Source organism: Acinetobacter nosocomialis, assembly GCF_041021905.1.
Taxonomy (GTDB): domain Bacteria; phylum Pseudomonadota; class Gammaproteobacteria; order Pseudomonadales; family Moraxellaceae; genus Acinetobacter; species Acinetobacter nosocomialis.
In genome coordinates this window covers 802,430-827,675 of record NZ_CP157432.1, presented here as the reverse complement: position 1 = coordinate 827,675, position 25,246 = coordinate 802,430, and the positions used below count along the sequence as shown (strand labels likewise).

Below are 25,246 nucleotides of genomic sequence, written 5' to 3'. Positions count from 1 at the left end.
TTTCGTTATTGATGAAACAGAAATTGAGATTGATATATGTCAGATGATCAAAATAAACCGGAACAAAGCCCTGCTCAAACATCTAATAATGAGCCAACACCTGCACCTGCACCTGCACCTGCAAGTAAACTGATTCCAACAAAACGCTCAACCCTATTATGGATGTTAGGTGTTCTTATTATTGGTATTTTAGTTATTTTATGGGCATGGAGAATTGGGCCTTTTGCAACGAGTGTACAGCAAACGGACAATAGTTATGTTAAAGGTAAAACCACTGTTTTATCTTCACAAATTAATGGCTATGTTAAAGATGTATTAGTGAAAGACTTTGACCATGTTAAAAAGGGTCAAGTATTAATGCATATTGATGCCACTACTTACGATCAAAAAGTAGCACAAGCGGCTTCAGGCGTTGAACAGGCTAAAAATACTTTAGCTAATCAAACCCAATCCATCGCACAAAAACAAGCTGATATTGTTGCGGCGCAAGCCAAAGTAGATCAGGTGAAGGCTCAATACGAACTCTCTTTAGCACAGCTTAGACGCTATCAGCAGTTAGGAAATAGTGGTGCAGCCTCTAAATCTGAGCAAGATAAAGCCGCAGCAGACGCCGAAAATAATCTCGCAGCCCTTAAGCAAGCAGAAGCTAATGTATTAGTTGCAAAAGAGGCTTTAAAAACCGCACAGGTCGCAGAAGCAGGTTTAGAAGCACAAGTTTCTAGCGCTAAAGCACAATTAGATCAAGCACAAACCACCAAAGACTATAGCGTTATTGTTGCTCCTATGGATGGTCAACTTGGGGAAGTAAATCCTCGTGTTGGGCAATATGTCGCAGCAGGTTCACAGTTGCTCTACTTAATTCCACAACAAACTTGGGTGATTGCTAACTTTAAAGAAACCCAAATTGCCAATATGCGAATTGGACAAAAAGCATGGTTCACAGTCGATGCGATGAACCACAAAAAATTTACAGGACATGTTGAGCAAATTTCGCCTGCTGCAGGTTCCGAGTTCAGTGTGTTAAAGCCAGACAATGCGACAGGTAACTTTACTAAAGTTGTGCAACGCATAGCTGTACGTATCACCATCGACCCAAATCAGGAAGGAATGGAACACTTACGCCCTGGTATGTCAGTGATTACTTCTGTCGACACAAGCTCTTAATCAGCTTTTTAAAGTTCTCTTTAAAAAGTTACAATGTGATCATTCATTATTTTTCTCAATTTCTAATGTTTGATCACATTGCCCAACCTATTTCTTACCAGCACATTGAACTCCCATCATCTGTTCATCTCGAAATTAAACGTTTAGATCTCATCCATCCTCAAATTTCGGGCAATAAGTTTTTCAAATTAAAATACAATTTACTTGCCGCAAAACAACAAGGGCTATCAAATATTTTGACTTTTGGTGGGGCTTACTCAAATCATATTGCTGCAACAGCTTATGCAGCTCATATTTTTGGCTTAAACAGTATTGGAATTATTCGTGGTGAAGAGTTAGTGAATAAGCCGCTTAACCCTACTTTGGAAAAAGCACAAAGTTTAGGAATGCAGCTACATTTTGTCTCACGCAATGAATATCGTTTGAGAGATGATGAAAACTTTCTTCAACAGTTAATTCAACAGTTTCCTGAAACATACATAATCCCTGAAGGCGGCACCAATAAGTTAGCAGTTCAAGGTTGTCAGGAAATTCTTAGTCAGAGTGATTTAGAGAAATATGATGTGATTTGCTGTGCGGTAGGAACTGGCGGAACAATTTCAGGTCTTATTGAAAAAAGTTCAACACATCAAAAAGTCTTAGGATTTTCAGCTTTAAAAGGCGACTTTTTACAACAAGAGATTCGTCGGTGGACTAAAAAACAAAATTGGTCGCTAACAGATGCTTATTGCTGCGGTGGTTATGCCAAAACGTCACCTGAACTATTTGCATTTATTAAAGGTTTTGAAGCGCAATATGCTGTGCCTCTTGAACCAATCTATACGGGAAAAATGATGTTCGGTTTATCCGACCTTATAAAAAATAATTACTTTTCCGAAGGAACTCGTATTCTCGCTATTCATTCTGGTGGTTTACAGGCAGATATAAGAAATAAAACGGACCAATAATTCACTCTTTTTTAGTTAACGTTTTCTCTACCATCATAAATGTCTTTAGCACGAGTAAGGGCTGACATGGTAGTATATGCCCCTTTTTAATTTTCACGATTAATCGAGAATCTCTTATGTCTAACAGTCATGTCGATGTCATTGTCTTAGGTGCAGGCGCTTCTGGACTCATGTTGGCTGCACATGCTGCTAAACGAGGACGCTCGGTTTTAATTTTAGAAAAAGCCAATAAAATTGGTAAAAAGATTTTAATGTCGGGTGGAGGTAAATGTAACTTTACCAACCTGTATGTAGAGCCTGACAACTATATTTCTCATAATCCACACTTTGTCATTTCTGCCCTGTCACGCTATAGCAACTGGGACTTTATTGGTCTGGTGTGTGATTATGGAATTGCCTATGAAGAACGTAAACACGGCCAATTATTTACCCTAAACGGCGCTAAAGAAATTTTAGAGATGTTGGTGAGTGAGTGTAATAAAACCAACAATGTTGAAATCCAGACCCATTGTGAAGTTGGGCAGATTGATCCATTAGAACAAGGCGGTTTTTCTGTACACACCAACCAAGGTCGATTTAGCTGTGAGTCATTAGTCGTTGCTACAGGCGGTTTATCTATTCCGACTTTGGGTGGGTCTGGTTTTGGCTATGAATTGGCACAAAAATTTGGGCATACAGTTTTCCCAACCCGCGCTGGTTTAGTTCCATTTACTTTTTCGGATCATATCAAAGAAGTCACCACGCGCTTAAGTGGTAACGCTTTAGATGTCACGTTAAGCAATTCAAAAAATAGCTTTACTGAAGCGTTATTATTTACCCATCGTGGATTAAGTGGGCCAAGTTCTTTACAGCTTTCTAACTACTGGAATACCGGTGAAAGTTTTAAAATTGACTTTTTCCCAAGCCAAGATTTAACGACTTATTTAAAAGATAAAAAGAAAGCACAGCCTAAAGTTTTATTACGTACCCTTCTTAATGAGTTTACTGCGAAAAGTATTGTACAAGAGCTACAACAACTCATATGGCCCGAGCATAGCGAAATGGCAATTGGTAATATGAGTGATGCACAGCTAGAACATATTGCCGAGCAGTTACATGGTTTTTCAGTTAAACCATCAGGCACTGAAGGATATCGTACTGCCGAAGTTACCTTAGGTGGAGTTGATACAACCGAAGTTTCATCTAAAACACTCGAAAGCAAAAAGCAGAAAGGACTGTTCTTTATTGGAGAAGTACTTGATGTGACCGGCCACTTAGGAGGCTATAACTTCCAATGGGCTTGGTCTTCTGCTTATGCAGCAGCACAATATGTTTAACTGTTGAATACGCTAATTTGCTGCTTTCGCATCACTTGATGATTTGTCAGCATCACGTATATGGGTTGTTGCCTGTTTTGATGAATCAGATTTGCTAAATACAAATTTATAAGCACTTGCTAAAAAACCTACGGTAATCCCAGCAATTACAACAGGTGCTAAAAAACGACCAGGCTTCTTCATCGTATTTTCCTCACTTATTTGTTTTTATAGCTGTCAAAGACAGAACGACCACTCAATATAGAGTGGTCGAACTTATCACAAAAATCAAAGATTTTTTGTACTGTTTATCTGAAAATTAGTTACACCTACTAAATTTCATCATTTTCGCCAGTAGAACCAAACGGTTTATTTACTGGTGGTTGTGATGGATTTACTTGTGCAGAATCAGCTGGTTTTGCATCAGATGAAACTGTTGTTGATGGTGCAGTTGTAGTCGTTGACGGAGTTGAAGCCGAAGACGTACTTGCTGTTGTAGTAGAAGGTGGTTGATATAAAGGATTTGGTTGATTAGCTTCTTTTTTCGCTTTATCAAGCAAGTCAGACAGCAATCTTTCAGCTGGTTGACGACCACCTAAACCAAATGCAAGTGCGAAAGCCACTGCAACTGCACCTAGAGTTAAGCCAAATGCAAGGTTCACAATCGAATCAGCAATACCCATCGCTTTTAAACCAAGCGCAAGGACTAAACCAATAATTAAGACACGAACCAAACTACCTAACCAACGTGAACTATTATATTCACCGCGTTGCACCACATTTGCCACAACATTGGCAAGCCAGAAACCAATAACCAAAATTACAGCGCCCAATAGAATGTTTGCACCGAAATGGATAAACATTGCAATTAGACCACTAATCTGTTCAAAACCAAGACGGTCAGCAGCTTCTGAAACTGCAAACAGCATCGTAAAGAACACGATTAACCAACCCACAGCGCCAGAAACTTTAGTTTGACCTAAAAAGCGTTGTACATCTAATTTTGCAGGGATTTCATCAACACCTGTTCCCGCAATGAGTTCGGCAACCAAGCGTCCAACAAAACGAGAAACAATATAAGCAACCAGTAAAATTAATCCGGCAGCGATAATGTTTGGAATCGCTTGCAAGATTTCATTAAGCATTGCTGTCGCTGGCTGAGAAATAGTCTCAATACCTAAAGCTTCAAATGCCACAATTAATGTCGTAATGATAATAATGGCAAAAACAAAAGAACCTAAGAATTTGCCTACATTTGAGTTTTTGAAAAGACCGATTTTTTCAGCTTGCGCTTGAACACCTAAGCTATTGATTAGACCCTCAACAATACCGCGTACAATTTTTGCCAAGATATAACCAACAAAAACGATAACGCCAGCAATAAAGATATTTGGTAGGAAGGCGATTGCCTCATTCACCATATTTTGAACAGGAATAAGTAAACCTGTTAATCCTAAGATTGAGAGAACAATAGGAAGGAAAAGTAATAATACAAGCCAGTAAAGAATTTCACCAATATTCTGGCTAATTCCCCCTACCCCTACTTCACTACTTAACTTGTCATCAAGTTGCGTTCTGGATAGCACATTGGTAATTCCTGCCCGCACCAGTCGAGCAACGATCCAGCCAATGAAACCCACCACCACGGCAGCAATGATATTTGGAATATAGACGAGTACCTGATTCACCATATTGCTAAATGGCCCACTCACTCCACTAATGTTGAGCACATTTAAAGCGGCAACAACAGCAAGAATCAGAATAAACCAGAATACGACTTTGGAGACGAGGCCTTCTATGTTGGGAGTACGTCCTGTAGCTGAAGATAATTTGGCATTTGTATTTAATTTTTGCAGAAGTTTTTTTACCCCTGCCGCAACTAATAAAGCGATTATCCAGCCAACCAGTAAGATGACAATTGCAGCTAAAATAGGATGAAACTGATCCCAGTAATACATCGCATCAAACTGAGCGCCGCGAGGCCCATTAAAAAATTCATTCATATTGTTATGTCCTCAATTGTTATGTTCTTTTCAGTGTTATCAATAAATGAAAAACACCAGTTCGTTGTAAAAAATGACGATAAATGCGGTCTATGTCACCTTATGTTTTGAATATTTTTCAATCAACATGCTTCTGCATAAATACAACAAATTGATGCAAAAGATTGCAAAAAAAGCCTTCAGGGCACATCCTAAAGGCTTTTTATAGATATATACTGGTGAGCTTACTATCCTTTGTAAGTTTTCAAATCAGAATTACCCATCATGACATGTGGTGTAGTCTCATGTTGAAAAGCCGCTTCTTGTTTTGGTGATTGGTTATGTTCAGCAACCATATAAACAATAAGCGCAAGAAGAAAAAGCCCTACAATAATTAAAATATAAACTGGCAATCTTCTTTTTTTTGCAGTCTCTTCAGGACTCGTCACATGAGGTGGTTTTGAAAAATCATGCATCTTCTTTCCCCTATTCTATTATCATTAACTTTATATTCATCATAACAATTTGATTTGTTGCATTGTGTGAAAAAGCATTATGCGAAGGTGACTAGGTTTGCAAAACTCTACTTTAAAAAAAATAATTTTAGTATAAAATTTAGCCACTTTATTTTTGACTATATAAAAAAATATTCTGACTTTATTCAAATTCTTTTGCGAAGTTGGATTTGTAATACAATATGTTTTAGCGCTTACTTTTTATAAAATAGGCTATAATAAGCCCCCTTGTTTTAAAGCTACTCAATTTTATGATGTATCGTCAGCAAAGCGTAACTCTTGATCTCGACACTGACGTCACACATCAATGTTATTTGCATCAGACAAGAGATGACCATCTCATTGGTATTATTGAATTTAATAAGCCAAGCTATGAGCTCAAATGGGGTGATCTTGAGTATTTCCGTCGCCGTACCGAAGAGTTCTCGGTCATGCCATTCCCTGAATGTGTTAATGCGATGATTGTTGATATTCGTAATATCAATGTATTTCTGGACAACGAAGTGCCTATTTTACCATGGCGTTTACTTGAAGAAGACTGCCCTGTTCGTTTGGTTGTTCCTCAAGATCGTCTTGAATATTATGCGGGGCTTTTTGAGCCAACTTGGCTTTCAACAGATGTAGACAGTGCAATTTCAGAAATTCGTGAATTTATGGATATGTTTGTCCATTAATAAACATATCCATAAAAATTCTCTTAAAATATTTTTACTTTCGGTTTTTACCAATAATTCTCTACTGCAATATTTCCCTCACCACGACGATTCATCGTCAAACCGCGGCGTTTTAAAGCCTCTTTGGTATCGTCAACCATTTGTGGGTTTCCACATAGCATGACATGACTGGTTGCTGAATTAAGTTCCAGACCTGCTGCTTTTTCTAACTCACCATTTTCAATTAATATCGGTAAACGTTCATGCAACGGCGCAGATGGATCTCGGGTAATAATTGGAATAAATTTAAAACCTACATGTCCTTCGCCAAAAGTTTCGGCAATCTCTTGAATACGGTCAACATAAGCCAATTCATCTGCTGTACGTACACTGTAGACCAAATTGATCTTTTGATAATTAGACCAAGTTTCAAAGTCTTGTAGCATCGACAAAAATGGAGCCAAACCAGTACCTGTTGCCAATAACCATAAATCATGCGGTAAAGGTTGCTGATAACGCGCCAAAGTCAAATAGCCATATGGAATTTTTTCTAAATATAGCTCATCACCGACTTTCAAATGCTGTAGATTCGAAGTGAAGGCACCGTCTGGTACAACAATTGAGAAGAACTCTAGCGTTTCATCAAATGGAGAAGACACCACCGAATAAGCACGAACAACCAGTTCCTCCCCCACCTTTAAACCTATACGCGCAAACTGACCTGCGGTAAATTTAAAATGTGAAGGGCGAGTCATGGTAAAGCTGAAAAGTGTTGGGGTCCAACGATGAACAGATAAAACTTTTTCTACGCTAAATTTTTCAATTGACATGATTTCAACGTGGCATGAAATAGTGCGCTCATGTTAGCATGACAGCCGAAATAATGAATACTTTTAAACGTTAAGGCTTTTAAACATGCGGATGACATTACGCCAGTTGGCTGTTTTTGTAGCAGTCGCCCAAGAAGGAACCGTTACTAAAGCCAGTGATGCGGTCAGACTGACGCAAAGTGCAGCAAGTATGGCTTTAGCTGATTTAGAAGACGGCTTAGGTGCTCCTTTGTTTGATCGTTTAGGGAAGCGCTTACAACTAAATGATCTTGGACGTTTTTTACTTCCACAAGCATTAGAGATATTAGGGCGCTGTGAAGCTTTTGAACAAGCTGCAAAAGGTGAGTTACAAAGCATTGACCTTCGTATTGGGGCGACCTTAACTATCAGTGACTATTTAATGCCTGATTTAATGGCTAACTTTTTACAGCGTCATCCGCAAGCACATTTACAACTTCAAGTAGGTAACACACGCCAAATGATTGAAGCTGTGAATCAGTTCCAATTAGATTTAGCTTTAATTGAAGGTTCTTGTCACTTACCTCAACTCCAATGTATTCATTGGCGCGATGATGAATTAGCAGTGTGCTGTTCACCAGATCATCCTTTAACACGTTTAAATCGCCCACTTACGCCTCAAGATTTTCATGACATAGAATGGATATTACGTGAGGAAGGTTCTGGTACTCGAGAAGTCTTTGATAATGCTATTTTGCAAGATCTACCCGATGCCAACATTCGCTTAACGCTTGGTCACAATGAAGCAATCTTAAAAATAGTGGCAGGTGGTTTAGGAATGTCTTGTATTTCTAGATTAGCAATTGAACCTTTAAGTGAAAAAGGTCAGCTCGTCATTTTAGATACACCATTTTGGCAACTGACTCGTCCGCTTTATATGCTGGTGCATCGCCAAAAATATCAAGGTCCGGGCCTTAAAGCATTTTTAAAATTCTGCGATGAAGATCAGGCTTAAAGCCTGATTTTCTAATGCCATCGTGAGTCATTTTCACACGGCTCACCGTCATGATCACCATCCATTTTAGTGTTCGGACAATTTCTTACAAACCAACGTGCTTCTTCTAAAGAATGCATTTGCGAACAATACTCACGCCCATCACAATGAAAAACTGATGTTTCATCATTTACTCGTTCCGGGGCTGGAGCTGTTTGAGAAGCAACTGTTTGAGGAGTAAATGCTAAAGCCTTTTTCGTTTTCTCAGATAGTTGAATATCCGGCAATTTACCCAAAGCTGCGCGCTGTTCCTTAATAATCTGCTTCTGTTGCTGTATTAATAATTGCACTTTTTCATGTGATGCACGTTGTTGAGCCTCCTGACGATAGTGCAATACCATAAAACTCACACACGCAACAATGACTAAGACCATAACGGTAAATATACTGATGTATTCACTTGAACTCAGCTTGAATTTGCTGCGTTTGATTTTTCCCCGTTGATTCATATTTCCCCTTTTTTTAATTTTATTATTCGTTTTAAGAAAATTAAGGGAAACTTATATCTCCCTTAATGCTAAATCTCTTAATTTTTTTAAACACCAACCAAAGTAATTGCTTAATACATTATTTAAGTAATTTTAATGCATAAGACTTAGTTCACCTAGCGTCGGAAATTTGACAATAACTCACTGGTAATCGCCTTATTGTGTTCCGAAATTTTATTTTTTTTAGTTTTTGCAGGGTTTGGGTCCACACGCTCAATTTTGATCGCTTTAAATTTCCCCTGATTATCCGCTGCAAGAAATCTTACTTTTTCATTTCTTTTTGGCTCACCTTCTGATGCAGGGAAATCAGAAATATGAAAGAAAATATCTCCTTCAGTGGTTGAAATAAAACCAAATCCCTTATCGGCGTTATATTGTTTTACTCTTCCAACATAAAACTCTTGCTTCATGATCTTTCCCCTATTTTTTCCCATCCAATCGTTGCGGTAAATAAAAAGAGACTTTCAATTCCGCTCTTAAAAAAATATACGGTTTGATGAAGTCTCTTTTTATTGCTATGTCAAAAATTAATCTTTTTGAACACTACCAAAAATCTTGTCGCCAGCATCGCCTAAACCAGGAACAATATAACCATGTTCATTTAAGCCATCATCAATAGATGCAGTATAAAGCTGAATATCGGGATGTGCTGCTTCTACTTTTGCAATTCCTTCAGGAGCTGCAACTAACACCATAACACGAATATCTTTACAACCACTTGCCTTTAGCACATCAATGGCAGCAACTAAAGAATTACCCGTTGCTAACATTGGGTCAATAATCATCGCAATACGGTTAGCCACATCTGGAACTAACTTCTTATAGTAAGTACGTACTTCTAAAGTAGCCTCATCACGTTCAAGACCTAACACACTGACTTTGGCACTTGGAATCAGGTTAAGTACGCCATCAAGCATACCAATACCTGCACGTAGAATTGGTACAATCGTTATTTTTTTACCAGCAATACGCTGAGTAGTAACATTGCCAGCCCAACCTTCAATCTCACAATCCACAACTGGTAAATCTTTGGTTGCTTCATATGTCAATAACATAGTCACTTCTTGAGCAAGCTCACGGAAATTCTTAGTACTGATGTCAGCACGACGTAATAAACCTAATTTATGACGAATAAGTGGGTGACGAATTTCTTGAATGGCCACAGATGTTACCTAAAAATATAAAAACGTATTTATTATAATCTTTTTTTAACTATCAATAAAAAAAAGCCTCCATATTTGGAGGCTTTTTTGTACACAAGAATTATTGCTGTTGTGAAAGCATGAAATGTAATGGAGATAAAATTTCTGCTTTTAATGCCAAATTAATCATTGGATCTGGATATACACCCAAAATAATCACTAATGCAGCAGCAGCCAACACCATTAAACCACCCACTTTTTGTCCCCAATGTGCATCAGCATCAATACGAGGAGTTTCAGGTGGAGTCATATACATAACAACCATCACACGTAAGTAGTAATACAAACCAATACCACTACCTACAATAATCATTGCAGCTAAGAACCAGTGTTGAGTCGTTACAGCAGCCATAACAACCAAGAACTTACCAATGAAGCCCGCTGTTAATGGAATACCAGCCAAAGATAACATCATGACTGTTAATGTTGCTGTAAGTACTGGACGACGCCAGAACAAACCACGGTAGTCTGCAAGGCTTTGTGCTTCATCTACGTTGTTATATGGGCTAGACATTAACGCTACTGCACCAAAGGCACCAATAGTTGTTAATACATAAGTCACCACATACACAGTTACGCTACCTAAGCTTGCATATGTCATGCTGATTAAAGCAATTAACAAATAACCAAAGTGAGCAATAGATGAATAACCCAAAATACGTTTTAAGTTCACTTGACGAACAGCGAGCAAGTTACCGACTAAAATTGACAATACGGCAATGATTGTCAAAACAGTCACTAGCGAGTTCACCATGATTGCGCCAGAAGCAAGCAAATAACGTACGAACAAACCAATAGTCGCAACCTTAGCAGCAGTCGCTAAGAAAGTTGCCATTGGAGCCGGTGCACCTGCATATACATCTGGTGTCCATTTGTGGAACGGTGCAAGCGATAATTTGAATGCAACAGCAAAGATAATAAGTGCTAAACCTAATAACACCATTGGCTGTTTGATTGCGCCAAATAAAGCTTGAACAGAATCATAGAATGAAAGCGAACCAGTATAAGCGTAGATATACGCCATACCCATCAACAACATTGCAGAAGCTGTTGCAGAAAGCACAAGGTACTTAATGCCCGCTTCAAGCGATTGACTACGTTGATATGTATAAGCAAGTAAGCCATATACAGGAATCGACATTAACTCAAGGCTAATGAAGAAAGATGCATAATGAGAACTTGCAACCATCAACATTGCACCAGCTACAGAAGCAAGTAATAGAAGATAGAGTTCTTCGCGGTTGTCTTTATAAGTCTCGATATATGCATGAGACAAAGTACAACAAGCCAATGATGCAACTAGAATCATGAACTGATAGAACAAAGTAAATGGATCAACCATAAACATGCCCATCACATTTGCCGGTACAAATTTACCGCCAAATAGTTCTAGCAAGATATAAAGTGCAGCAAGGTTTAAACCGACAACAGAAGTTGTTGCGATTAAATTATGGTTACGTTTAATTGAAATTAACAACATGACGACGACTGTTGTCAAAGCAACAATCATCACCGGTGCTAAAGGCATAAGCGTAGAGAATGATACTGTGAAGTTCATGATTATTGGATCTCCACATGGTCAAGTTGAGTAGCTGTTTGCTGAACAGTTTCAACGACTTCTTGTACTGGCACATAACTATTGACCAACCACTGCATACTTGAATGAGATACATCCAAGAATGTTTGCGGGAAGATACCAAGCCAAACGAGACCAATCGCACAAATCATCAAAATAACAACTTCACGAGCAGATAAGTCTTTTAATGGACTAGTGTAGTGTTGCTTTTGTTCAGGGTTTGGCTCACCAAATAAAGCACGGTGAATCAAGATCAAGCCATATAAACCTGCAAATACAAGGCTGATAGAAGCAAGAATCGTGAAGGCAGGATATTTATTAAATGAACCCATCAAAATCAGGAATTCACCAATAAAGTTACCTAAACCTGGCACACCAACAAGAGCAGCTACGAAGAACATTAAGAAGAATGGTAAGTATTGGAGTTGACCACGAAGACCACCCATCAAACGCAAATCACGTGTATGCAAGCGCTCGTAGATTTGACCAGACATAATGAACAATGCAGCAGATGACAAACCATGTGCCAACATCATGATCATTAAACCTTGGAAGGTCAAAATATTACCTGCATAGATTGCAAGTAAAATGAAGCCCATGTGTGAAATCGACGTATACGCAAGTAAACGCTTCATGTCAGTTTGCTGATAAGCACACCAAGCGCCGTAGAAAATACCAATCAAACCGAAAATAATCGCGATATCTGCAAACTGTGCAGAAGCTGCCGGGAAGAATGGAATTACAAAACGGAGCAAACCGTACGCTGCAGTCTTAATCAAGATACCAGCCAAGTCTACAGAACCCGCTGTAGGAGCTTGAGCATGCGCATCTGGTAACCAGCCATGCAATGGGAAAACTGGTAACTTCACTGCAAAACCGATAAAGAAGCAGATCATGAAACCATACGCGAAGCCAGCAGGTAAACGATTCGCTACAGCTAATAAATAGTTGTAATCAAAACCGATCATACCAGTCATCATGTAGCCATAGACCACAAGGCCAAGGATACCGATTAACATCACTAAACCAGCGATTTGTGTATATAAGAAGAACTTTGTTGCAGCGTAAACACGTGAACGACCGTTTGAACCCTTATGACCCCATAACGCAATCAAGAAGTAGATTGGTACAAGCATCATCTCCCAGAAGAAGAAGAATAGGAACAAATCAATTGCCAAGAACACGCCAATAACGCCACCTAAACTCCATAATAAGTTTAAGTGGAAGAAACCAACATTCTTTTGAATCTCGCCCCATGAACAACCAACAGCAAGTACACCCAGTAAAGCTGTTAACAACACCATGAGTAAAGATAAGCCATCCACTGCTAAGTGAATACCAATACCGAGAGACTTAATCCATGGTAAATAGAACTCAGCTGACCAAGTTGGGACTTTCGAGCCCAACTCGTAGCTATAAGTACCATTTTGCCAAAGTGCAAGACCTAAGCCCAATGTAATGAGCATACCAATTAAGGCAATCCAGCGTGGCAAAGTTTTGTCGAGTTTATCGACTAACCAACAAGTAAAACCTGCAATGAACGGAACAAGGATCAGCGCGGGTAAAATTAAATTGTTTTCCATTTTATTTCCCCACTACCTGAATAACGATCAAGATCATCAATAACACCACTACACCGAGTGACATGCTTGATGCGTATTCACGCAATGAACCTGTTTGACGTGAGCTTGTGAAACTGTTTCCGCCTTTAACAAGCGCAGGAAGAACAAGCCATAAGCTGTCAATCGGATCACGACCAAATAGTTTGGCGAAGAATAAATAAGGTTTAACAAAAACGATGTCATACAACGCATCGAAACCAAATGCAGTACGACAAATATGAGCTAAGCCAGCACCAAGACTTGTTTGAGCAAACGATTTCACTGCACCGTAAGCAAATGCAAATAAACCAATACCAACAGCTAAACCAACAAGCGCAATGCCTACAGCTAAATGCTCTGCCCCATGCATGCCTTCTACAAATTGTTCAGCAACATGGAATTCAGGAATTTTTGCTGTATTTAAAATACCAGCTACTGGACCTTTTAATGCAGCACCCACAAAAGTAGACAATACTGCCAAGATACCTAATGGCGCCCAGTAAGTTGCACCTTTAATCTCATGGTAATGCGTATTTTCTTTACCGAAGAATACAACCCAGATTAAACGGAAGGTATAAATTGAAGTCAGGAATGCACCTGCTACACCAGCCCAATATAAAGTGTGGTATAGAGCAATTGATTGACCTTGTACCCAAACTTCACCAAGAATCGCATCTTTTGAGAAGAAGCCGATTGTTAAGAATGGAATCGCTGCTAATGCACCGCCACCAATCGCGAAACATGCAAATAGGAATTTGTTTTTGTAGAACAAACCGCCCATTTTGAAAATGTTTTGTTCGTGATGGTAAGCAAGAATAACTGCACCAGAAGACAAGAATAATAATGCTTTGAAGAATGCGTGAGCTAACATGTGGAACAGGCCAGCTTGATACGCTTCTGCACCTACAGCCATAAACATATAACCAAGCTGACTCATTGTTGAGTAAGCCAAAATACGTTTGATATCTGTTTGCACGAGAGCAGCAAAACCTGCAACTAATAAAGTTACAGCGCCTGTTACCGAAATGAACTGCATCACTTCAGGTGCAAGCTCAAATACGCTAAATAGACGGCAGCATAAGTACACACCAGCCGTTACCATTGTTGCTGCGTGGATTAATGCAGAAACAGGTGTTGGACCTGCCATCGCATCTGCCAACCATGTTTGCAATGGAATTTGAGCAGATTTACCAGCAGCACCTAAGAACAACATTAATGCAGTCCAGATAGTAAGTGACGAACTCTTCGTCATGACTTCTGCTGCGTGTTCAACGATGTACTGAGTATTAAGCGTACCAAATTGTTGGTAAAGCAAGAATAAAGCGATAAGTAGGAATACATCACCTACACGGGTAACTGTAAATGCTTTGATCGCTGCCCAACCATTTGCAGGGTTTGCATAATAGAAACCAATCAGCAAGTAAGAGCATAGACCTACGCCTTCCCAACCTAAGAATAACAACGCTAAGTTGTCACCCAATACAAGCACAAGCATGCTTGCAACGAATAGGTTGAAATAAGAGAAGAAGCGCGCATAACCTTCTTCACCACGCATGTACCATGATGCAAAGATGTGGATTAGGAAACCAACACCTGTGATCATGCCCATCATGAGTAAAGATAAGCCATCTAAATGTAAGCTAATGCCAGGAGCGAAACCACCAACATTGAACCATGTCCAAAGGTTTTGAACAAAAACCTGTTGGCCGCTACTGGTAAATGCCATACCAGCAATCAATGCAAATAATGCAGATAAACCTACAGAACCCACACCAATAATTGCTGCAACATTTTCAGAGAGCTTATCACGCCCTGCCGCCAATAAAATAAAACCGATTAGCGGAAATAATACTGTTAGATATAAATAACTCATCCGCGCATCTCACTAGCAGCATCCACATCCAAATGATGGAAGCGATGATAGAACTGAAGGACAATCGCAAGACCGATACACGCCTCTGCCGCAGCAAGGGTTAAAATCAGAATGAACATGACTTGTCCATCTGGTTGTGCCCATACGCTACCCGCAAGAACGAATGCTAACGCAGCAGCATTCATCATGATTTCAAGGCTCATTAACATAAATAGTAGGTTGCGTCGCACCATTACACCGTAAAAACCGAGTGCAAAAAGAATGGTTGCAACAATCAAACCATGTTCTAAAGGGATCTGGCCCATTATTCTTTTTCCTCTTCTGCACCTGGTTCACGTTTACCTAAGTGGTATGCTGCAACAAGGGCTGCTAGCAATAACATCGCGGCAACTTCAACCAATAATAAGTAGTGAGTAAAGAGCGCTTGACCAACAACTTTTGGTCCAATTACTTGTGCTCCAAGTGGTGCAGAGATGGTTGTATATTCACCACCAAGCATCCAAACTAAAAGCAAGCCAAGTAAAAAGCTCATGAGTGCTGGATATGCCCAAGCATCTGAAGAAAGCCATTTACGCTCTTGTTCCACAGTGTGTTGCCCTAAGTTAAGCATCATCACAACGAATACGAACAAGACCATAATCGCACCAGCATAAACAATGATTTCGAGGGCGCCGGCAAACGGCGCACCTACGATCATGAAAATACCAGCAACAGCTAGTAATGAAACAATCAGACTAAGCAATGCATGTACAGGGTTCGTGTTAGTCACTACACGAACCGTAGAAACGATGGCCACGAGCGCCATCAAATAAAACGGCCACATCATGGTAATAGACTCCGTACATCGATTGGTGCACTTTCTTTTTGTGCTTGACCTTTCTCTTTACCGTTAATTGCCATACCAGTTACACGGTAGAAGTTGTAGTCTGGGTATTTACCTGGACCTGAAATGAGTAAGTTTTCTTTCTCATATACGAGGTCTTGACGTACGTATTCGCCCAACTCGAAATCTGGAGTTAACTGAATCGCTGTCGTTGGACATGCTTCTTCACACATACCGCAGAAGATACAACGAGAGAAGTTGATACGGAAAAACTCCGGATACCAACGACCGTCTTCTTTTTCAGCTTTTTGCAGTGAAATACAGCCAACTGGACATGCAACCGCACAAAGGTTACATGCCACACAACGCTCTTCCCCATCTGGGTCACGTGTCAAGATAATACGACCACGATAGCGAGGTGGTACAATTTCCTCTGCTGGTACTTCTGGATAAAGAATTGTGTCACGTTTACGGAAACCATGGGTAAATACCATGAATAACGTCCGAACGATTGACCCAACTCCAGCTAGAATTTTATACATTTTGTACTCCCTGCTGTCTTAGGCCTGATTCATCAGAATCACAGCACCAGTTACCAATAGGTTAACCAACGCCAGCGGCAAACAAATTTTCCAACCGAAGTTCATGACTTGGTCGTAACGTGGACGCATTAAAGAACCACGTGCCAATACAAACATCATTACGAAGAATGCTGTTTTAATCACAAACCAGAACACTGGTGGAATAAATGGAATTTCTAAATTGAATGGCGCTAACCAGCCACCAAAGAATAAAGTCACGATCAATGCAGAGATAAGTACAACGTTTACATATTCAGCAACGAAGAACATACCCCATTTCATACCGCCATATTCAACATGGTAACCTTCAGCCAATTCTTGTTCTGCTTCAGGTTGGTCAAATGGGTGACGGTGAGTTACCGCAACACCAGCAACCACGAAAATCAAGAAACCTAAGAATTGTGGAATGATGAACCAAACGTCACGTTGAGCTTCAACAATTTCACGAAGGTTAAATGAACCAGCGATTGCAACTACGCCCATTAACGAGATGCCCAAGAACACTTCATAAGAAATTGTTTGAGCAGCTGAACGCAAACCACCGAGTAATGAATATTTGTTATTTGATGACCAACCACCGAATAACACTGCATAAACCGCAATACCAGCCATAGCCATAAAGAACAACAGACCGATGCTCATGTCTGCAACACCCAATGCAGGGCTTACAGGAATAACCATGAACGAAAGCACCGCAGTTGCCATCGCAACTGCCGGAGCTAAACGGAAAGTTAATTTATCGGCAAATTTTGGTGTCCAGTCTTCTTTGAACATGATCTTAAGCATGTCGGCAACGATCTGGAACATACCACCAGGACCAACACGGTTTGGACCATAACGGTCTTGCCACCAAGCAAGTAAACGACGCTCAATAAAAGACATCAATGCAGCAACAAGTACAACGACAAGCAAAATCACAACTGCTTGAACCACTGCATAAGCAATTGGCCAGTTCTCAGCCCAAAGTGGCGTTTGACGTATAATTTCTTGATTCATGAATTACACTCCTAATGCCACTGAAACAGGCTCAGCTAAGGATACTGTCGGTGCTAAACCAACTGGGTAACCGATATAACCTGTAGGTAAATATTCAATTACTTGTACAGGTAAGCTCACTGTAGTTTCGCCTGCTTTAACTGTAATACGTTGACCTTCTTGTAGGTTCAAACGCGTTGCGTCTTGTTCGCCTACAGCAAATACAGCTTCAGGAATACGAGTTTCCATTGCAGGTGTTTTAATCGTGAATTCACCAGAACCAAAAATATGGTGCATTGGTACAAGACGGAAGCTTTCAGGGTTTGCAACTACTGCAGTTGGAGCAACATAGCTACGTGCTGGACGTTTTGCTAAACGGTCAAATAAACGAACGCCTGAATCACCACCTTTTAAGTGACCACCCACTTCATCTTGGTATTTGTTCCAAGATTGTGGAGAGTTCCAACCTGGCGCCCACGCAAATGGTACAAGCGAAGAAGCTTTTTGCGGACCTACATAACCTTCCATAGAGAATGTTAATGCTGAGTCTGGGTCTGTCGGTTGCTTAGGTTCATGAACAGATAAAGGTGCACGAATTGCTGTACGACCAGAATAGCGACGTGGTTCACGAGCAATTTTCAAACCATGTACACGATAGCCTGCATCTGGTGCAACATCTTGAATTGCTTCAAGTACCGGAACATTTTTAACGATACTTTCAATCACGTCATCAAGCAATGTCCAATCAACTGGCTTACCTTTAAGACCAGTTTCAATGGCATGCAACCAACGCCAAGATTCTTTAATCGCGTATTCAGGTTTGTAGTAGCTTGGATCGTAAACTTGATAGAAGCGCTGAGCACGACCTTCTTGGCTTACAACAGTACCATCACCTTCGGCAAAGCTTGCTGCTGAAAGCACAATATCCGCCTGTTTCACAGTTTCTGTTTCGCTGTGATCAAGTACGATTACTGTTTCAGCTTTATCAAGTGCTGCTTTAACTTGAGCAGCTGGTAAACGACGGAACAAGTCATTTTCAACAATAACAAGCGTGTCGTAGTCTTGAGCAAATGCTTGTTCAAGGCTTAAGCCACCAAACAATGCCAAGCCCATAGAGTTCACTTCAGGAACTACAAGGCTTAAACCAGCTTTTGAGCCAAGGTTTTGCGTTAACTCTGCTGCAGCTTCCATAATTGAAGCATCTTGCAAGCTCGTACCCGCAATAATTAACGGTTTGTTTGCTGCTTTTAAAGTGTCTGCAATAGTTTGAGCAAATGCTTTTGCATCGTCATCTAAACCATTAACTGTTTCACCTTTAACTGCCGCAGCAACTGCAAAACCTAAACGCGCAATGTCATTTGGAGAGGCAACAACTTCACCAGTTGCAACATCAGCAAGACGAGTTTGAGTTGCAGCCAAAATATAGATCGGAGATTTCGCTTCCTGACCAATACGTTGTACTGGTTCAGCCAACCAATCTGGCGTACGTGTTTTTGCAGCCATTTCGCGAGCTTTGTTTTTCGCAGCTTGACGAACTGACAAAGCCATACGTGGTGCAGTTTGGGTTAAATCTTCACCCAAAATTAATACTGCATCATAGCTTTCAATTTCACGCATGTTCGGGTTGTAAACACCTTCTGTTTGCATGATTGAAGCAGCAAGTTCAACAAGTTTTTGCTCTTTTTGTGCAACACCTGTTGAGTAGTTTGCTTGGCCTACAAGTTCACGTAATGCATAGTTTGATTCTAAGCTTGCACGTGGTGAACCGATACCTAAAACTTTTTTACCTTCAAGTTTCGCAATTGCTTGATCTAAAGCTTGGTCAACAGAAACAGTTGCTACTGTTTCGCCATTACGGAACTGAGGTTGACGTGGACGATCTGCACGGTTTACATAACCTGTGCCAAAACGGCCTTTGTCACAAAGGAAGTATTGGTTAACCGAACCATTGAAACGGTTTTCTACACGACGGATTTCGCCATAACGCTCACCCGGAGAGATGTTACAACCTGAAGAACAGCCATGACACACGCTTGGTGCATATTGCATATCCCATTTACGGTTATAGCGCTCTGAATGAGTCTTATCGGTAAATACACCTGTTGGACATACTTCAGTCAAGTTACCAGAGAATTCAGATTCTAAAGTGCCTGATTCTGGACGACCAAAGTAAACACGCGATGCATTGGCAAACACACCAAAGTCTGTACCGCCCGCATAGTCTTTGTAGTAACGAACACAACGGTAACAAGCAATACAACGGTTCATTTCATGCGCAATGAATGAGCCTAGTTCTTGGTTGTAATGTGTACGCTTAGTAAAACGATAGCGACGACGGTCATGACCAGTCATTACAGTCATATCTTGTAAATGACAATGACCACCCTCTTCACACACCGGACAGTCATGTGGGTGGTTGGTCATTAAGAACTCAACGATAGATTCACGAAAATCCGTTGCTTCTTTGTCTTCAATCGAGATATAGGTATTGTCAGATGCTGGTGTCATACATGACATCACAAGACGTCCGCGCGTATCTTCAGGATTTGCATACTGAGTTACGGCACATTGACGACATGAACCAACAGAACCTAAGGATGGGTGCCAACAAAAATACGGAATATCAATGCCAAGGGATAAACATGCTTGTAGCAAGTTTTCTGATCCATTGACTTCGTACGATTTTCCATCGACATGAATTGTAGCCATAGTCGAATCCCTTAAGCTTGTTCTACGTTGCTAGTTTGCACGACAGGACGATTCGTCACTTTCGCTTCAAACTCGCTACGGAAATGTTTGAGTGCGCCCATAAGCGGCTCCATCGCACCTGGTGCGTGGGCACAGAAAGTTTTACCGATCCATAATTTACGAGTAAGTTCTTGTAAATGATCAATATCTTCTTTCTTACCTTCACCTGTTTCAAGTGCTTTAAGCGCTTTAACAGCCCATGGCAAACCATCACGGCACGGTGTACAGAAACCGCATGATTCACGCGCAAAGAATTCTTCAAGATTACGGGTCAACGACACCATACATTGAGTCTCGTCTACCACCATCAATAAACATGTTCCTAAACGAGAACCTGCTTTCATAATGGTTTCAGCATCCATTGGTAAATCAATGGTATCTGCAGGTAAAAAGTCAGTTGACGCACCACCTGGTAACCATGCTTTAAGCTTTAAGCCTTCACGCATACCACCAGCATGATCTTCGATTACTTCACGTGCAGTCGTACCAAATGGTAGCTCCCAAAGACCAGGGAATTTAACTTTACCTGACGCACCATAAATCTTAGTGCCTGGGTCTTTTGATTTACCAGCTGATAAACCGATATACCACTCTGGACCACGAAGCATGATTGCTGGCAAGTTGTTATAAGTTTCAACGTTGTTCACAATCGTAGGACGACCCCATGCACCAGCAACTTGCGGGAATGGCGGTTTAGTACGTGGGTTAGCACGACGACCTTCAAGTGAGTTAATCAATGCAGTTTCTTCACCGCAGATATAACGACCTGCACCAGTATGCACGTGTAACTCGAAGTTCCAGCCAGAACCTAAAATGTTGTCACCTAAGTAACCTTTAGCGCGAATTTGCTCAAGCGCTTCATTTAGGTATTGAGCAGCTTCGATGTATTCGCCACGGATGAAGATATAGCCTTGAGTTGCTTCTAAGGTATAACCTGCAATTAACATACCTTCGATCAATTGGTGAGGAAGTTTTTCCATCAACAAACGGTCTTTAAAGGTACCTGGTTCCATCTCATCGGCGTTACAGATCAAGTAACGTGGGCCACCATCGTTTGGCGCCATAAGAGACCATTTGATCCCTGCTGGGAAGCCTGCACCACCACGACCTTTTACAGTTGCAGCTTTAATGACTTCAAGCACTTCAGCAGGTTTCATGCCTAATGCTTTTTTAAAGCCAGCATAACCTTCAAGTGCTTCATAGTCGTCAGCGCTATGTACAGCATCTTGTTTGCTTAAACGCCAAGTCAGTGGATGAGTTTCCGGATTACCGTCGCCATAAATTGGTTTTGGTTCAGTATTCATACATACTTCTCCAATAACTGTTTGACTGATGTCACTTCTACTAAACCGTGAGTATCTTCATCAATCATTAACGTTGGGCCTTTGTCACAGTTGCCTAGGCAGCAAATTGGGAGCAGTGTAAAACGACCATCTTGTGTCGTTTGACCAAACTGAATACCTAATTCACGCTGGAATGCTTCAGCTAATGTTTCAGCACCCATTAAGAAGCAAGCAATCGAGTCACAAAGCAAAATTACGTGACGACCTACAGGCTGGCGATAGATACGGTTGTAGAACGTTGCTACACCTTCTAAATCTGCCACACTAATCGTCAATAATTGTGCGATGGCGTTCATTTGAGCATCATCTACCCAACCGTTACGGCGCTGTACGCACTTTAATGCATCTAAAGAAGCTGCACGTGGGTATGGATAGTGACCAATGTGATGTTCAATTTCATGGATTTCTTCAGCAGTCAAAATCCCTTCAACATTCACACGTGGTTTTTTATCAGTCAGAATCATCATTTTGCGTTACCTCTTAGCGATCCACGTCAGCCATAACCACGTCAATGGTCGCCAGATAAATGATTAAGTCAGACACTAAACTGCCGTTAATCACTGAAGGAATTTGCTGTAAGTGAGTAAACGTCGGTGTACGGATACGAGTACGATAACTCATCGTTGCCTTATCCGAAGTCAAGTAATAAGTACTTGCACCTTTCACAACTTCAGTCATGAATGACGCTTCACCAGCAGGCATGACAGGACCCCATGACACGCTCAAGAAGTGCGTAATCAAAGTTTCAATATCTTGTAACGTCTTATCTTTTGGTGGTGGAACAGCCAATGGGTGATCCGCTTTATATGGACCAGAAGGCATGTTATCCAAACACTGTTTGATAATTTTGAGTGACTCAGTAATTTCACGGAAGTGAACAAGAACACGAGCGTAGGCATCGCCTTCATACTCAACTGGCACATCAAAATCAAAGTTTTCATAGCCACTGTATGGACGATATTTACGAACGTCGAAATCAATACCTGTTGCACGTAAACCAGTACCAGTTACACCCCATGCAAGCGCAGATTTTGCATCGTATTGAGCAACATTACGTGTACGACCAATAAACACAGAGTTTTTAAGCGCAGCTGTGTAGTATTCGTTGAGACGTTTTGGCATCCACTCTAGCAATTCTTTAACAAGTTTTTGCCAGTTATTTGGAAGGTCGTGTGCTGTACCACCAATACGGAACCATGCTGGGTGCATACGGTAACCCGTAATTGCTTCAACAATGTCGTATACTTTTTGACGGTCTGCGAACATATAGAATACTGGTGTCATACCACCGGCATCCTGAATTGCCGTACCACAGTAAAGTAAGTGGTTATTAATACGGAACAATTCATTCAACATGACACGAATCACTTGTGCACGCTCAGGAACTTTAATTCCTGCAAGCTGTTCAACAGCCATGACATATGGCATGTTTTGCGCACAACCACCCAAGTAGTCAACACGGTCAGTATAAGGAATGAAAGAGTGCCATGTTTGACGCTCAGCCATCTTTTCCACACCGCGGTGGTGATAACCGATATCAGGAACACAGTCTTTCACTTCTTCACCGTCTAACTGCAATACGATACGGAACGCACCATGTGCAGATGGATGGTTAGGACCCAAGTTCAAGAACATGAAGTCTTCATCAGCGTTACCACGCTTAAGACCCCAGTCTTCAGGTACAAAGCGTAAATGTTCCTGTTCGAAATCTTGCTTCGCTTTGTCTTGCATATACGGCGTATATTCTGTAGCACGTGCTGAATATTCTTTACGAAGCGGGTGACCTTCCCAATAAGTTGGCAACAAAATACGACGGAGCATTGGATGCCCTTCGAAATTGATACCGAACATATCGTAAGCTTCACGTTCATACCAGTTGGCATTTGGCCAGATATTTGTCGCTGTCGGGAGGCTAAGATCATTTTCGTTCAAGGCAACCTTGATACGAATGTCACTATTACGCTCAAGCGATAATAAATGATAGAACACAGTGAAGTCAGATGCTGGTAAACCATCACGATGTTGACGTAAACGCTCATCCATCGCTGATAAGTCAAACAGCATTACATAAGGACGTTCCACTTTACGCAGGAACATGAGGACTTCTTGCACGCGTGCGCGCTCAACCCAGACTGTTGGAAACTCTTCAAAAGTCGCCTGCACATAGAAGTTCTCACCAAACTTGGTTTTGAGCTCTTCTACGATTGCAAATGCTGGGCGTGAATCAACTGGTGTTGATTCTGGCATAGCAATGTCAGTTTCAGCCATTGGCTTGGCTTCCTATTTAATACAAATTCTGTCAATTTTCTCGATGAACATATCGGTCAGATATGTCAAAACACCGTCAAAAAATTATTTAATCTCATCCATAGAGCGTAAGTTTTTAACGGCAATACGCTGCGCATTCTTACGATCACGTTCTGGCATCATCTTTGGCTTATACACTGGCTGAAGATCATCACCAATCACGGCAGAAAGCGGGCGTCGCTCTAATTGAATCTGGTCTTGCAAAAGCATTAACGCTTGAATTAATGCTTCAGGACGAGGCGGACAACCTGGGACGTACACGTCAACAGGAATAATTTTGTCTACACCTTGTACTACTGAATAGATGTCGTACATACCTCCAGAGTTTGCACAAGCACCCATTGAAATAACCCATTTAGGTTCTAACATTTGTTCATACAAACGTTGAATAACCGGAGCCATTTTTACAAAGCAGGTACCTGCAACAATCATCAAGTCAGCCTGACGAGGTGAAGCACGAATAACCTCTGCACCGAAACGGGACAAGTCATGCACGCCTGTTAAAGTCGTTGCATATTCAACGTAACAACATGAGGTACCAAAGTTAAATGGCCACAAAGAGTTTTTACGTCCCCAGTTTACTGCTGTATGCAAGACATCCTCTAAACGAGTCATGAATACGTTTTTATTCACTTCCTCTTCAAGCGGATCAGTCACAATTTGGCGTTCTTGCAATGGGTATTGATCAGCATCCGGATTCGCGCGGGTCAGAGTATATTTCATCCCGACTTACTCCTTTTCAGATGACAATGCAGGTGTAGTTTTTGACTTAACACGACCTGATGATTGGGCTGGAATCTGGCCAGTAGGGTCAGTTACGAGCTCTTCAATAGAGTTAAAGCGTGTAATTTCAGCAATGTCCATTGTTGGTGAACCGACTTTAATCTTCTCACCAGCTAATTTACGGCGATCTGCCGGTGCCCAACTTAAAGCACCTACAGAGAAGGCATAAACAAGCGCAATTAATAGATCAACGACAAAGATTACAACAGTGGTATAGCCCAACCACCCTACTTCACGCACAGAAGTAGACCATGCATAGAGGTAAAGGGCCTCTAAGTCGAAAACCACGAAGAAAATTGCAACTAGATAGAACTTTGCAGACAGGCGAATGCGAGCGCCACCAGCACTCACGACACCTGATTCAAACTGCTCTTGCTTAGCACGTCCCCACGATTTTCCCCCGAGGAGTAAGGGAACTGTGAGCATAAAGACGCAAAGAAATGTAACGCCGATCACGAAGGCGATAATCGCCCAGTCGTATGGAGTAATGGCACTCATGCGGGGATAACTCCTGGCAGGCCTATTATTTAACAAAGAATGTATGTATT

Annotated in this window: 25 protein-coding genes; 5 read left to right on the top strand and 20 right to left on the bottom strand. The window is 41.0% G+C overall.

Going from position 1 to position 25,246, the window contains the following annotated elements; translation table 11 throughout:
• Positions 1-36 precede the first annotated feature (36 nt).
• The 3 genes from ABLC00_RS03915 to ABLC00_RS03905 all read left to right on the top strand — a co-directional run bounded on the left by ABLC00_RS03915 (position 37) and on the right by ABLC00_RS03905 (position 3,427).
• Positions 37-1,164, top strand: a complete 1,128-nt coding sequence (locus ABLC00_RS03915) for an HlyD family secretion protein (protein ID WP_002050331.1) — start codon at positions 37-39, stop codon at positions 1,162-1,164.
• 65 nt (positions 1,165-1,229) lie between these two features.
• The gene (locus ABLC00_RS03910) at positions 1,230-2,111 is read left to right on the top strand and encodes a 1-aminocyclopropane-1-carboxylate deaminase/D-cysteine desulfhydrase (RefSeq protein WP_033846722.1); all 882 of its coding nucleotides are present in this window, start codon (positions 1,230-1,232) and stop codon (positions 2,109-2,111) included.
• Between the two features lie 116 nt (positions 2,112-2,227).
• Complete coding sequence (locus ABLC00_RS03905; protein ID WP_000071488.1) at positions 2,228-3,427, top strand: NAD(P)/FAD-dependent oxidoreductase; 1,200 nt, start codon at positions 2,228-2,230, stop codon at positions 3,425-3,427.
• Between the two features lie 12 nt (positions 3,428-3,439).
• Here ABLC00_RS03905 and ABLC00_RS03900 read toward each other — a convergent pair whose 3' ends face one another.
• From ABLC00_RS03900 to ABLC00_RS03890, 3 genes are all read right to left on the bottom strand, one after another.
• The gene (locus tag ABLC00_RS03900; protein ID WP_348941185.1) at positions 3,440-3,610 is read right to left on the bottom strand and encodes a hypothetical protein; all 171 of its coding nucleotides are present in this window, start codon (positions 3,608-3,610) and stop codon (positions 3,440-3,442) included.
• Between the two features lie 128 nt (positions 3,611-3,738).
• Positions 3,739-5,409 (bottom strand): mechanosensitive ion channel, encoded by a 1,671-nt coding sequence (locus tag ABLC00_RS03895; RefSeq protein WP_044423219.1) that lies wholly within the window; start codon positions 5,407-5,409, stop codon positions 3,739-3,741.
• Positions 5,410-5,636: 227 nt separating this feature from the next.
• Entirely contained in the window at positions 5,637-5,864 is a 228-nt protein-coding gene (locus tag ABLC00_RS03890; RefSeq protein ID WP_002050410.1) for a hypothetical protein, read from the bottom strand.
• 293 nt (positions 5,865-6,157) lie between these two features.
• Between ABLC00_RS03890 and ABLC00_RS03885 the strand changes: the two genes are divergently transcribed.
• A complete protein-coding gene (locus tag ABLC00_RS03885) occupies positions 6,158-6,577 on the top strand; it encodes a hypothetical protein (RefSeq protein WP_170318166.1) in 420 nt (139 codons plus the stop codon).
• Positions 6,578-6,624: 47 nt separating this feature from the next.
• Here the strand turns inward: ABLC00_RS03885 and ABLC00_RS03880 are convergent, their stop codons facing one another.
• Positions 6,625-7,386 (bottom strand): ferredoxin--NADP reductase, encoded by a 762-nt coding sequence (locus ABLC00_RS03880; RefSeq protein WP_033846720.1) that lies wholly within the window; start codon positions 7,384-7,386, stop codon positions 6,625-6,627.
• 85 nt (positions 7,387-7,471) lie between these two features.
• Here ABLC00_RS03880 and gigC point away from each other — a divergent pair, with 85 nt between their 5' ends.
• Positions 7,472-8,359: a LysR family transcriptional regulator GigC gene (gene gigC / locus ABLC00_RS03875; RefSeq protein ID WP_002050411.1), complete on the top strand. Its 888-nt coding sequence runs from the start codon at positions 7,472-7,474 to the stop codon at positions 8,357-8,359.
• An 11-nt stretch (positions 8,360-8,370) separates the two neighbouring features.
• Here the strand turns inward: gigC and ABLC00_RS03870 are convergent, their stop codons facing one another.
• From ABLC00_RS03870 to ndhC, 16 genes are all read right to left on the bottom strand, one after another.
• Positions 8,371-8,847, bottom strand: a complete 477-nt coding sequence (locus ABLC00_RS03870; RefSeq protein ID WP_004710373.1) for an excalibur calcium-binding domain-containing protein — start codon at positions 8,845-8,847, stop codon at positions 8,371-8,373.
• 155 nt (positions 8,848-9,002) lie between these two features.
• Positions 9,003-9,296: a cold shock domain-containing protein gene (locus ABLC00_RS03865; RefSeq protein WP_002050402.1), complete on the bottom strand. Its 294-nt coding sequence runs from the start codon at positions 9,294-9,296 to the stop codon at positions 9,003-9,005.
• 117 nt (positions 9,297-9,413) lie between these two features.
• Positions 9,414-10,049: a uracil phosphoribosyltransferase gene (gene upp, locus ABLC00_RS03860; protein ID WP_002050313.1), complete on the bottom strand. Its 636-nt coding sequence runs from the start codon at positions 10,047-10,049 to the stop codon at positions 9,414-9,416.
• 100 nt (positions 10,050-10,149) lie between these two features.
• On the bottom strand, positions 10,150-11,646 hold the full coding sequence (gene nuoN / locus ABLC00_RS03855) for an NADH-quinone oxidoreductase subunit NuoN (protein WP_002050422.1): 1,497 nt from the start codon (positions 11,644-11,646) through the stop codon (positions 10,150-10,152).
• A 2-nt stretch (positions 11,647-11,648) separates the two neighbouring features.
• Positions 11,649-13,247, bottom strand: coding sequence for an NADH-quinone oxidoreductase subunit M (nuoM, locus tag ABLC00_RS03850; protein WP_002050326.1), 1,599 nt, complete (start codon positions 13,245-13,247; stop codon positions 11,649-11,651).
• 1 nt (position 13,248) lies between these two features.
• A complete protein-coding gene (gene nuoL, locus ABLC00_RS03845) occupies positions 13,249-15,138 on the bottom strand; it encodes an NADH-quinone oxidoreductase subunit L (protein WP_032041324.1) in 1,890 nt (629 codons plus the stop codon).
• Positions 15,135-15,443 carry an NADH-quinone oxidoreductase subunit NuoK gene (gene nuoK / locus ABLC00_RS03840; protein ID WP_000529822.1) on the bottom strand — a complete coding sequence of 103 codons (309 nt, stop codon included), beginning with the start codon at positions 15,441-15,443 and terminating at the stop codon, positions 15,135-15,137. Before nuoK ends, nuoL begins: the two co-directional genes overlap by 4 nt.
• Positions 15,443-15,961: an NADH-quinone oxidoreductase subunit J gene (nuoJ, locus tag ABLC00_RS03835; RefSeq protein ID WP_014205902.1), complete on the bottom strand. Its 519-nt coding sequence runs from the start codon at positions 15,959-15,961 to the stop codon at positions 15,443-15,445. The genes nuoK and nuoJ overlap by 1 nt, the downstream gene beginning before the upstream one ends.
• Positions 15,961-16,503: an NADH-quinone oxidoreductase subunit NuoI gene (nuoI, locus tag ABLC00_RS03830; protein WP_000276693.1), complete on the bottom strand. Its 543-nt coding sequence runs from the start codon at positions 16,501-16,503 to the stop codon at positions 15,961-15,963. The genes nuoJ and nuoI overlap by 1 nt, the downstream gene beginning before the upstream one ends.
• Positions 16,504-16,521: 18 nt before the next feature.
• A complete protein-coding gene (gene nuoH / locus ABLC00_RS03825; RefSeq protein WP_002050372.1) occupies positions 16,522-17,538 on the bottom strand; it encodes an NADH-quinone oxidoreductase subunit NuoH in 1,017 nt (338 codons plus the stop codon).
• Between the two features lie 3 nt (positions 17,539-17,541).
• Positions 17,542-20,226: an NADH-quinone oxidoreductase subunit NuoG gene (gene nuoG, locus ABLC00_RS03820; protein ID WP_002050437.1), complete on the bottom strand. Its 2,685-nt coding sequence runs from the start codon at positions 20,224-20,226 to the stop codon at positions 17,542-17,544.
• An 11-nt stretch (positions 20,227-20,237) separates the two neighbouring features.
• The gene (gene nuoF / locus ABLC00_RS03815) at positions 20,238-21,569 is read right to left on the bottom strand and encodes an NADH-quinone oxidoreductase subunit NuoF (protein ID WP_017394179.1); all 1,332 of its coding nucleotides are present in this window, start codon (positions 21,567-21,569) and stop codon (positions 20,238-20,240) included.
• Positions 21,566-22,075 (bottom strand): NADH-quinone oxidoreductase subunit NuoE, encoded by a 510-nt coding sequence (gene nuoE, locus ABLC00_RS03810; RefSeq protein ID WP_002050341.1) that lies wholly within the window; start codon positions 22,073-22,075, stop codon positions 21,566-21,568. The genes nuoF and nuoE overlap by 4 nt, the downstream gene beginning before the upstream one ends.
• 13 nt (positions 22,076-22,088) lie before the next feature.
• A complete protein-coding gene (nuoC, locus tag ABLC00_RS03805; RefSeq protein WP_002050296.1) occupies positions 22,089-23,876 on the bottom strand; it encodes an NADH-quinone oxidoreductase subunit C/D in 1,788 nt (595 codons plus the stop codon).
• A gap of 84 nt (positions 23,877-23,960) precedes the next feature.
• Positions 23,961-24,638 (bottom strand): NADH-quinone oxidoreductase subunit B family protein, encoded by a 678-nt coding sequence (locus ABLC00_RS03800; RefSeq protein WP_002050353.1) that lies wholly within the window; start codon positions 24,636-24,638, stop codon positions 23,961-23,963.
• Between the two features lie 6 nt (positions 24,639-24,644).
• Complete coding sequence (gene ndhC / locus ABLC00_RS03795; protein ID WP_002050273.1) at positions 24,645-25,196, bottom strand: NADH-quinone oxidoreductase subunit A; 552 nt, start codon at positions 25,194-25,196, stop codon at positions 24,645-24,647.
• Between the last annotated feature and the right edge of the window lie 50 nt (positions 25,197-25,246).

What these genes read in the sequence shown, in the direction of transcription:
- ABLC00_RS03915 (WP_002050331.1), top strand. Translation starts at nt 37, where the DNA reads ATGTCAGATGATCAAAATAAACCGGAACAAAGCCCTGCTCAAACATCT.
- ABLC00_RS03910 (WP_033846722.1), top strand. Translation starts at nt 1,230, where the DNA reads ATGTTTGATCACATTGCCCAACCTATTTCTTACCAGCACATTGAACTC.
- ABLC00_RS03905 (WP_000071488.1), top strand. Translation starts at nt 2,228, where the DNA reads ATGTCTAACAGTCATGTCGATGTCATTGTCTTAGGTGCAGGCGCTTCT.
- ABLC00_RS03900 (WP_348941185.1), bottom strand. Translation starts at nt 3,610, where the DNA reads ATGAAGAAGCCTGGTCGTTTTTTAGCACCTGTTGTAATTGCTGGGATT.
- ABLC00_RS03895 (WP_044423219.1), bottom strand. Translation starts at nt 5,409, where the DNA reads ATGAATGAATTTTTTAATGGGCCTCGCGGCGCTCAGTTTGATGCGATG.
- ABLC00_RS03890 (WP_002050410.1), bottom strand. Translation starts at nt 5,864, where the DNA reads ATGCATGATTTTTCAAAACCACCTCATGTGACGAGTCCTGAAGAGACT.
- ABLC00_RS03885 (WP_170318166.1), top strand. Translation starts at nt 6,158, where the DNA reads ATGTATCGTCAGCAAAGCGTAACTCTTGATCTCGACACTGACGTCACA.
- ABLC00_RS03880 (WP_033846720.1), bottom strand. Translation starts at nt 7,386, where the DNA reads ATGTCAATTGAAAAATTTAGCGTAGAAAAAGTTTTATCTGTTCATCGT.
- gigC (WP_002050411.1), top strand. Translation starts at nt 7,472, where the DNA reads ATGCGGATGACATTACGCCAGTTGGCTGTTTTTGTAGCAGTCGCCCAA.
- ABLC00_RS03870 (WP_004710373.1), bottom strand. Translation starts at nt 8,847, where the DNA reads ATGAATCAACGGGGAAAAATCAAACGCAGCAAATTCAAGCTGAGTTCA.
- ABLC00_RS03865 (WP_002050402.1), bottom strand. Translation starts at nt 9,296, where the DNA reads ATGAAGCAAGAGTTTTATGTTGGAAGAGTAAAACAATATAACGCCGAT.
- nuoN (WP_002050422.1), bottom strand. Translation starts at nt 11,646, where the DNA reads ATGAACTTCACAGTATCATTCTCTACGCTTATGCCTTTAGCACCGGTG.
- nuoM (WP_002050326.1), bottom strand. Translation starts at nt 13,247, where the DNA reads ATGGAAAACAATTTAATTTTACCCGCGCTGATCCTTGTTCCGTTCATT.
- nuoL (WP_032041324.1), bottom strand. Translation starts at nt 15,138, where the DNA reads ATGAGTTATTTATATCTAACAGTATTATTTCCGCTAATCGGTTTTATT.
- nuoK (WP_000529822.1), bottom strand. Translation starts at nt 15,443, where the DNA reads ATGGGCCAGATCCCTTTAGAACATGGTTTGATTGTTGCAACCATTCTT.
- nuoJ (WP_014205902.1), bottom strand. Translation starts at nt 15,961, where the DNA reads ATGTGGCCGTTTTATTTGATGGCGCTCGTGGCCATCGTTTCTACGGTT.
- nuoI (WP_000276693.1), bottom strand. Translation starts at nt 16,503, where the DNA reads ATGTATAAAATTCTAGCTGGAGTTGGGTCAATCGTTCGGACGTTATTC.
- nuoH (WP_002050372.1), bottom strand. Translation starts at nt 17,538, where the DNA reads ATGAATCAAGAAATTATACGTCAAACGCCACTTTGGGCTGAGAACTGG.
- nuoG (WP_002050437.1), bottom strand. Translation starts at nt 20,226, where the DNA reads ATGGCTACAATTCATGTCGATGGAAAATCGTACGAAGTCAATGGATCA.
- nuoF (WP_017394179.1), bottom strand. Translation starts at nt 21,569, where the DNA reads ATGAATACTGAACCAAAACCAATTTATGGCGACGGTAATCCGGAAACT.
- nuoE (WP_002050341.1), bottom strand. Translation starts at nt 22,075, where the DNA reads ATGATGATTCTGACTGATAAAAAACCACGTGTGAATGTTGAAGGGATT.
- nuoC (WP_002050296.1), bottom strand. Translation starts at nt 23,876, where the DNA reads ATGGCTGAAACTGACATTGCTATGCCAGAATCAACACCAGTTGATTCA.
- ABLC00_RS03800 (WP_002050353.1), bottom strand. Translation starts at nt 24,638, where the DNA reads ATGAAATATACTCTGACCCGCGCGAATCCGGATGCTGATCAATACCCA.
- ndhC (WP_002050273.1), bottom strand. Translation starts at nt 25,196, where the DNA reads ATGAGTGCCATTACTCCATACGACTGGGCGATTATCGCCTTCGTGATC.